A 7,093-nucleotide genomic window follows, 5' to 3' on the forward strand; every position below is an offset into this window, starting at 1 on the left:
TCTTTGCATGATTATTCGTAATTATTGTATTTTTATTCTGTTTTTTCACTGGGTGCAAGTGCAAATTTTACGCATGAGCAACTTTTTTATCAGTAATGCCGTGAATATAAAAAGAATGTTTACCGTTTATTAGATGACAGATTATGCGTCTTTCGCTAAAGTTTCCGGTCAAATTAGTCGTTTATTTGTTACACAGCTTAGATTTTTTTGCTCGGGAGATGCATGTCGGGATCCAACACAGCAATCAGCCGTCGTCGTTTACTGCAAGGCGCGGGTGCCATGTGGCTATTGAGCGTAAGTCAGGTCAGTCTGGCTGCGGTCAGCCAGGTCGTGGCGGTGCGCGTCTGGCCTGCGTCCAGCTACACCCGTGTGACGGTAGAATCTAATCGTCAGCTGAAATATAAGCAGTTCGCGTTGAGTAACCCTGAACGCGTGGTGGTGGATATCGAAGATGTAAACCTGAACTCAGTGCTCAAGGGGATGGCGGCACAAATTCGTGCTGATGACCCGTTCATCAAGTCGGCGCGCGTCGGGCAGTTTGACCCGCAAACCGTGCGGATGGTTTTTGAGTTAAAGCAAAACGTAAAACCGCAGCTGTTTGCCCTTGCTCCGGTCGCCGGGTTTAAAGAGCGTCTGGTGATGGATCTCTATCCTGCCAATGCTCAGGACATGCAGGACCCGCTGCTGGCGCTGCTGGAGGATTACAATAAAGGCGATCTCGAAAAGCAGGTGCCGCCTGCGCAGAGTGGCCCGCAGCCAGGCAAAGCAGGGCGCGATCGTCCGATTGTCATTATGCTTGACCCTGGCCATGGCGGCGAAGACTCCGGTGCGGTGGGGAAATACAAAACGCGTGAAAAAGACGTGGTATTGCAAATTGCCCGCCGTTTGCGCTCTCTGATTGAGAAAGAGGGCAATATGAAAGTTTACATGACCCGTAATGAAGACATCTTCATTCCGTTGCAAGTGCGCGTAGCAAAAGCACAGAAACAGCGTGCTGACTTGTTTGTCTCTATTCATGCCGATGCCTTTACCAGTCGCCAGCCGAGCGGTTCATCTGTGTTTGCGCTCTCTACCAAAGGTGCAACCAGTACCGCGGCAAAATATCTGGCGCAAACTCAGAACGCCTCGGACTTGATTGGTGGCGTGAGTAAGAGCGGCGACCGTTATGTCGACCATACTATGTTCGATATGGTGCAGTCGCTGACCATTGCCGACAGTCTGAAGTTTGGTAAAGCTGTGTTGAATAAGCTCGGTAAAATCAACAAGCTGCATAAAAATCAGGTTGAACAAGCCGGGTTTGCCGTGCTGAAAGCGCCTGATATACCCTCCATTTTGGTCGAAACGGCGTTTATCAGTAACGTTGAGGAAGAACGTAAACTGAAAACGGCAACCTTCCAGCAGGAAGTTGCGGAATCAATCCTCGCAGGGATAAAAGCGTATTTTGCCGATGGGGCGACGCTGGCGAGAAGGGGATAATGTTTTTATTTATTCAATGAATTTATATTTCGTTGAATAGATAATATTTACCTGAATATTAGACGTTGGTTTTGTGACTGATGTCGAATATTTGAATGTCGGCTTGAAAAATAAGCCGACCATCTCTTTAATTAAGCACAATTCCGTGTAATGTATATGCATTAGTTAATCATCTTGTAACTGTTAAATCAGGCAAGGCAATGTTTGAAGTAATTATTACTTCTGACGTGCCTTGCCTTTTTTTTGGAGCTATGGAATGATCATCGAAAAAGTCATGAACAATAATTGTGTACAGGCATCGATGAATGGACAGGAGGTTATCATTTCTGGGCCTGGCGTCGGTTACAACAAAAAATATGGAATGTCGGTCCCTGAGCATCCGGCTAACCGGATTTTTTATGTCAGAAATGAACAAAAAAATAAACTCTACAAATTGATTGAGCATGTGGATATCGAGTATGTTTTTGTTGCCGAAAAAATAGTGCAATATGCGGAGAACAATCTCGAAAAAAATCTCAATCCATCGCTACTATTGATTCTTGCTGATCACATTTCGAATGCAATATCCCGAGTCGCTTCAGGCATACAAATTAATAATGTTTTCCTTGATGAAATCAAAGCGTTGTACAAAGCAGAGTATGCGATAAGTCGCGATGCATTAACTATCATTAATGAGCAATTCAGCGTTCAACTTCCTGATGATGAGATTGGTTTTATAGCATTGCATATTTTAAATAATTATGAAAATTCAGTTGATTATGAATCAGTACGGATTATTGAGTTGTCGCAAATAATCACGGGGCTTATTGAAGTTGTTTATAACAGAAAGGTGGACAGAAGTTCATTTAATTATTCCAGGTTCATGATACACCTTAAATATTTTTCAAGTCGCGTATTATGCAATGAAAAAATAAAACAGAAAGATATTGGTGATCTCTATGAACAGTTTCTTGAGAAAGACATTCTGTTACAGCGCGCAATTCATGAAATTGAAAGGTATTTGTACGCCACTTTTAAATATGAATTGATTTTGGAAGAAAAACTATATCTCTCTATTCGCACCAAAGTATTAATGGACTAATTATATATAACATTTATATGAGATAACCCGCATGAAACAAAAGAAAGCCTGGAGTTTTTTTCAGAGCCTGGGAAAGGCATTTATGTATCCCATCGCTCTGCTAAGTGTATGTGGCATGATGTTAGGGCTAGGAAGTGGTTTAGCCAGCGATGATATGGCAAAATTAATTCCACTACTGGCTATTCCCGTAATTAAAACCATTCTTGATTTTATTGTTAGCCTTGGTTTGTTTGCCTTTGTCAATTTACCTGTATTGTTTGCGATAGCTATACCTCTGGGGTTATTAAAAGAGAAAGAGGATAAAGCCTATGGCGCTTTTTCTGGCTTAATTGGTTTCATGGCGATGCATCTGGGAACGAACTTTTATCTTAAACAACATGACTTATTGGTCGCTGCTGATCAAATGTCGACACATGGGCAAACCATTATTCTGGGAATCCAGTCCTACAATACCAGTGTGTTGGGTGGGATTATAGCAGGATTATTAGTCGCCAGTATGTATAAAAAGATCGTTAACTTACGTATTCCTGAATCATTAGGATTTTATAGTGGCCCACGCCTGGTGCCTATTATTACACTGATTGTGATGAGTGGATTTGGTCTGATCATCCCTTTTATCTGGCCGCCATTTTTCAATCTTTTCATGCTCATTGGCCACTGGATTTCAACTTCCGGTCCTGTTGGCTATTTTTTCTATGCAGTCGCCGAACGCGTGACGATACCTTTTGGTTTAAATCACCTGGTGACGTCAGTTTTCCGCTTTACCCCCATCGGCGGATCGGCAGTGATCGGCGGCGAAGAGTATTATGGCACCCTGAACATGTTTATGGCGTACGTCAAAGAGAATGCGGTCATTCCGCTGGATTTGGCGGGGAAAATGGAACAGGGCAAACTGATGATTCAGTATGGTCTGGCTGGTGCCGCGCTGGCGATGTATCGCACTGCTCATGCTCAAAACAGAAAAGCTATCAAAGCATTGCTTATTTCCGGGGTGCTTACAGTCATTATTGGCGGCGTCAGCGAACCGATTGAATTTCTGTTCTTATTTGTCAGTCCACTGCTGTTTGTCTTCCATGCCTTTATGAATGGATTCGCCAACATGGTCTTGCCATATATGGGCGTGAAGATGGGATTTACTGGCGATCTGATTCAATTTATTAGCTTTGGCGTATTGCGTGGTACAAGAACAGGTTGGCCAATAGCGGTGTGTGTCGAAGTGGCCTATTTCTTTATTTATTACTTTGTGTTCCGTTGGACTATTCTCAAATTTAACCTGATGACGGTAGGCCGTGAAGAGTCCAGTCCTGTCACGCTGAACGCTCATGAGGATACGGCTATAGCGGATATCCCACCGCTTGATAAATCAGAGCTGCAAGCAGCGGAGCAGATGGTTAAGGCACTTGGTGGTAAAGAGAATATTAAATCCCTGGATAATTGCGTAACTCGTTTACGTTTAACAATCGCAGATATGGGATTGATTGACGAGGCAGCAATAAAAAGAGCTGGCGGAATTGCGGTTGTTAAACTTGATCAAAATACCCTACAAGTCATTATCGGTACTAAAGTCATCGCCTTGCGTCGGGATATGGATAACTACATGGGGATATGCTGATGGGTGTTTTTAATACTCCTATTTCCCGCAAAGGAACATATTGTACCCAATGGGACTTTTGCGAGGACAGATTTGGTGTAAAAGATGTATTACCATTCTCTATTTCAGATATGGATCTTCCGATACCGGAAGCTATCATCAGGGCATTAAGAAAACGTCTGGAACACCCGATTTTAGGGTACAGCCGTTGGCAGCATGATGACTATCTGAATGCGATAGTCAATTGGTATCATCAACAATATAAAACTGAAATCAAACCAGAATGGATCACCTATAGCCCAAGCGTGATGTACTCCATTGCTAAAGCAATAGAGTTATTGACATCGCATGGTGATAATATTCTCGTTTTTACACCTGTCTATAATGCATTTTTTGATATAATTAAACATAGCGAGAGAAATATTCTGACAGCCTCTTTGATTATAAAAAATGAGGGGGGCTACGCTATCAATTGGCAAGATTTTGATCTTAAAATTCAAAGCACAAAGATGGTGTTATTATGTAATCCTCATAACCCGACAGGAACCGTCTGGTCGGAAGAAGAACTGCATAAAATCGCTGCAAGCTGTGCAAGACATAATGTCTGGTTATGTTCAGATGAAATTCACAGTGATTTTGTTTTTAATCGTAGCTTTACATCTGCGCTTAAAATAAAAAAAGAAAAAGTAGTGGTGTTTAATTCGATATCGAAGACATTTAATGTTCCTGCGCTAACAGGATCGTATATGATTTCAACTGACGATAATTTTAATCATAAGTTCAGAACGATATCAAGATATCGCGATTTTGTAAACTCCCCATCCGTACTGAATATAATTGCAACTATTATTGCCTATAACGAATGTGAGGGATGGTTAAAGTCATTAAAGGCACATATTGCCTCTAACATTCAATTCACCCAGCAGTATCTGAACGAAAATACTCCAGAATTGATCGTAAGGCCAGCTGATGGTTGCTATTTTTCGTGGATAGATTGCTCTGCTATTGGTTATTCCTTTGATGAATTCTACAGTCGATTAATTCATGAAGGCAAAGTGGGCATTATGGCGGGGAATGTCTATGGAACGGAGGGGGAGGGCTACCTTCGTCTGAACCTGGCCTGCGGTCGAGAAAAATTATATATGGGGCTTACGCGTCTTGCGAGTGTAATTAAAAATATTAATCAAGGAAAATAAAAATGAACAGTACGGATCTTATCCATCTCATTAAACATTTTATGCGTAACGAACATAAAGCAGTTGAAGAAGTTATTGATTCCCCCCTTTCGGAGGTCGCAAATTTAATTAAAGTATTACAGTCTTGTCAGGGGAAAGTTGTTTTTATTGGTGTCGGTAAGTCCGGTATTATTGCCCGAAAACTCGCCGCAACATTTGCCAGCACTGGAACTCCCTCGTTTTTTGTTCACGGTACTGAAGCCGTACACGGCGATCTTGGGATGGTGGCGAAAGATGATGTTGTTATTCTTATTTCAAACAGTGGTGAGACGACAGAAATCCTGGCAACACTACCTAGTCTGAAAAAAATGGGTAATTATTTGATCTCCTTTACCCGCAGTCATCGCTCATCGCTTGCGATAAGTTGTGATTTATCCGTTGAAATTCCCGTAAAAAGTGAGGCGGATAATTTAGGTTTAGCGCCGTCATGCTCATCAACAGTCGTTCTGGTTGTTGGTGATGCGGTGGCGCTTGCGCTCTCCGAATTGAAAAAGTTTACTCGTGCTGATTTCGGCTTATATCATCCAGGAGGTGCGCTCGGTATTAAAGCAAACTCATAATTTTAGAATATAAAACAGTAACCGGTCACGCCATCTTTTGGGGTGGCGTTCATTGATGTGAGTGTCAGCTATGAAAAACGTTCTGGTCACCGTTCCCAGCTTTTCAGCGCGTTGTGTTTCTGCCAGCAAGCTGCTAAGAGAAAATCATTTTAACCTTATTATCAAGAATAATGTGGAGCATCTGGTTAAATCAGAATCCACAGTATTACGAGAATCTATTTGCGCAGTCATTGCCGGAAAAGATTGTTATCAAGCGGATACGTTATCGCGACTACCAGGAGTGAAAATAATATCGAGATTCGGGACAGGGATTGATAATATTGATCTTCATACGGCTCGACAATCAGGTATTGTGGTCAATAATGCTGTTGGGATTAATTCAAATGCAGTCGCGGAATTTATCATTGGTCTTATTTTTGCGAGCATGAGAAATATCCCCGGTAGCTATCATGCAATGCAAAATGGTTATTGGGGCGAGTCGCATGGCTGCGAGTTACAAGGTAAACGTATTGGCCTGCTTGGCTACGGCAATATTGGCAAAACACTGGCGAAAAGGTTATCTGGTTTTGATGTTGAGCTTTTAGCTTTTGACAAACAACCCGATTTCCAGGCCGCAGGCAAAGATGGAGTTCAGTTCGTATCAATTGAAGATATCTTTATGCAGTCTCATGTCATCATCGTTCTTTTGCCATTTTCTCCGGAGCTGGAGAACTTCATTAGTCATAAATATTTGTCGATGATGCGCAATGGTGCTCTTATCATCAACGCCGCAAGGGGAAAGTTGCTGGATGAGGGGGCTTTACTTCAGGTAATTGAAGAACGAAATGTTTTTGCAGCACTGGATGTGTTTAGCTCTGAACCGCTAGCGCAATTTAGCCCATTGCTACATGCCAGGAATATCATTACAACGCCGCATATTGCGGCCGCCACTGTTGAGTCATACCAGCAAACCGGGATATACGTTGCCAGGTCGATAATAGATTTCTTTGCAGGAAGGGAGATAAAAAACGTGCTGTGAGTTCAGCTAAGGAAGATTTCAGGCACAAAAAAACCGCAATCTGTGAAACACATTGCGGTTTATCAGCATCATAAGTGTTGGTTGCGGGGGCCGGATTTGAACCGACGACCTTCGGGTTATGAGCCCGACGAG

6 protein-coding genes are annotated in these 7,093 nt (G+C 42.4%); all 6 read left to right on the forward strand.

The genetic code is table 11. The annotated features are described in order from the left end of the window. The first annotated feature begins 222 nt into the window (after positions 1–222). A complete protein-coding gene (gene amiC / locus HEN33_RS15515; protein WP_000016907.1) occupies positions 223–1,476 on the forward strand; it encodes an N-acetylmuramoyl-L-alanine amidase AmiC in 1,254 nt (417 codons plus the stop codon). A gap of 256 nt (positions 1,477–1,732) precedes the next feature. Continuing rightward, entirely contained in the window at positions 1,733–2,557 is an 825-nt protein-coding gene (locus HEN33_RS15520) for a PRD domain-containing protein (protein ID WP_001318021.1), read from the forward strand. A 31-nt stretch (positions 2,558–2,588) separates the two neighbouring features. Then, entirely contained in the window at positions 2,589–4,169 is a 1,581-nt protein-coding gene (locus HEN33_RS15525; RefSeq protein ID WP_032303710.1) for a PTS transporter subunit EIIC, read from the forward strand. Continuing rightward, positions 4,169–5,344 carry a MalY/PatB family protein gene (locus HEN33_RS15530; protein WP_176262678.1) on the forward strand — a complete coding sequence of 392 codons (1,176 nt, stop codon included), beginning with the start codon at positions 4,169–4,171 and terminating at the stop codon, positions 5,342–5,344. Before HEN33_RS15525 ends, HEN33_RS15530 begins: the two co-directional genes overlap by 1 nt. A 2-nt stretch (positions 5,345–5,346) precedes the next feature. Next, positions 5,347–5,943: a KpsF/GutQ family sugar-phosphate isomerase gene (locus HEN33_RS15535; protein WP_001089172.1), complete on the forward strand. Its 597-nt coding sequence runs from the start codon at positions 5,347–5,349 to the stop codon at positions 5,941–5,943. 70 nt (positions 5,944–6,013) lie between these two features. Beyond that, positions 6,014–6,961 (forward strand): phosphoglycerate dehydrogenase, encoded by a 948-nt coding sequence (locus HEN33_RS15540; RefSeq protein WP_001318019.1) that lies wholly within the window; start codon positions 6,014–6,016, stop codon positions 6,959–6,961. The last annotated feature ends 132 nt before the right edge of the window (positions 6,962–7,093 follow it).

The organism is Escherichia sp. 94.0001 (assembly GCF_013369155.2).
GTDB classification, from domain to species: Bacteria; Pseudomonadota; Gammaproteobacteria; order Enterobacterales; family Enterobacteriaceae; genus Escherichia; species Escherichia coli_F.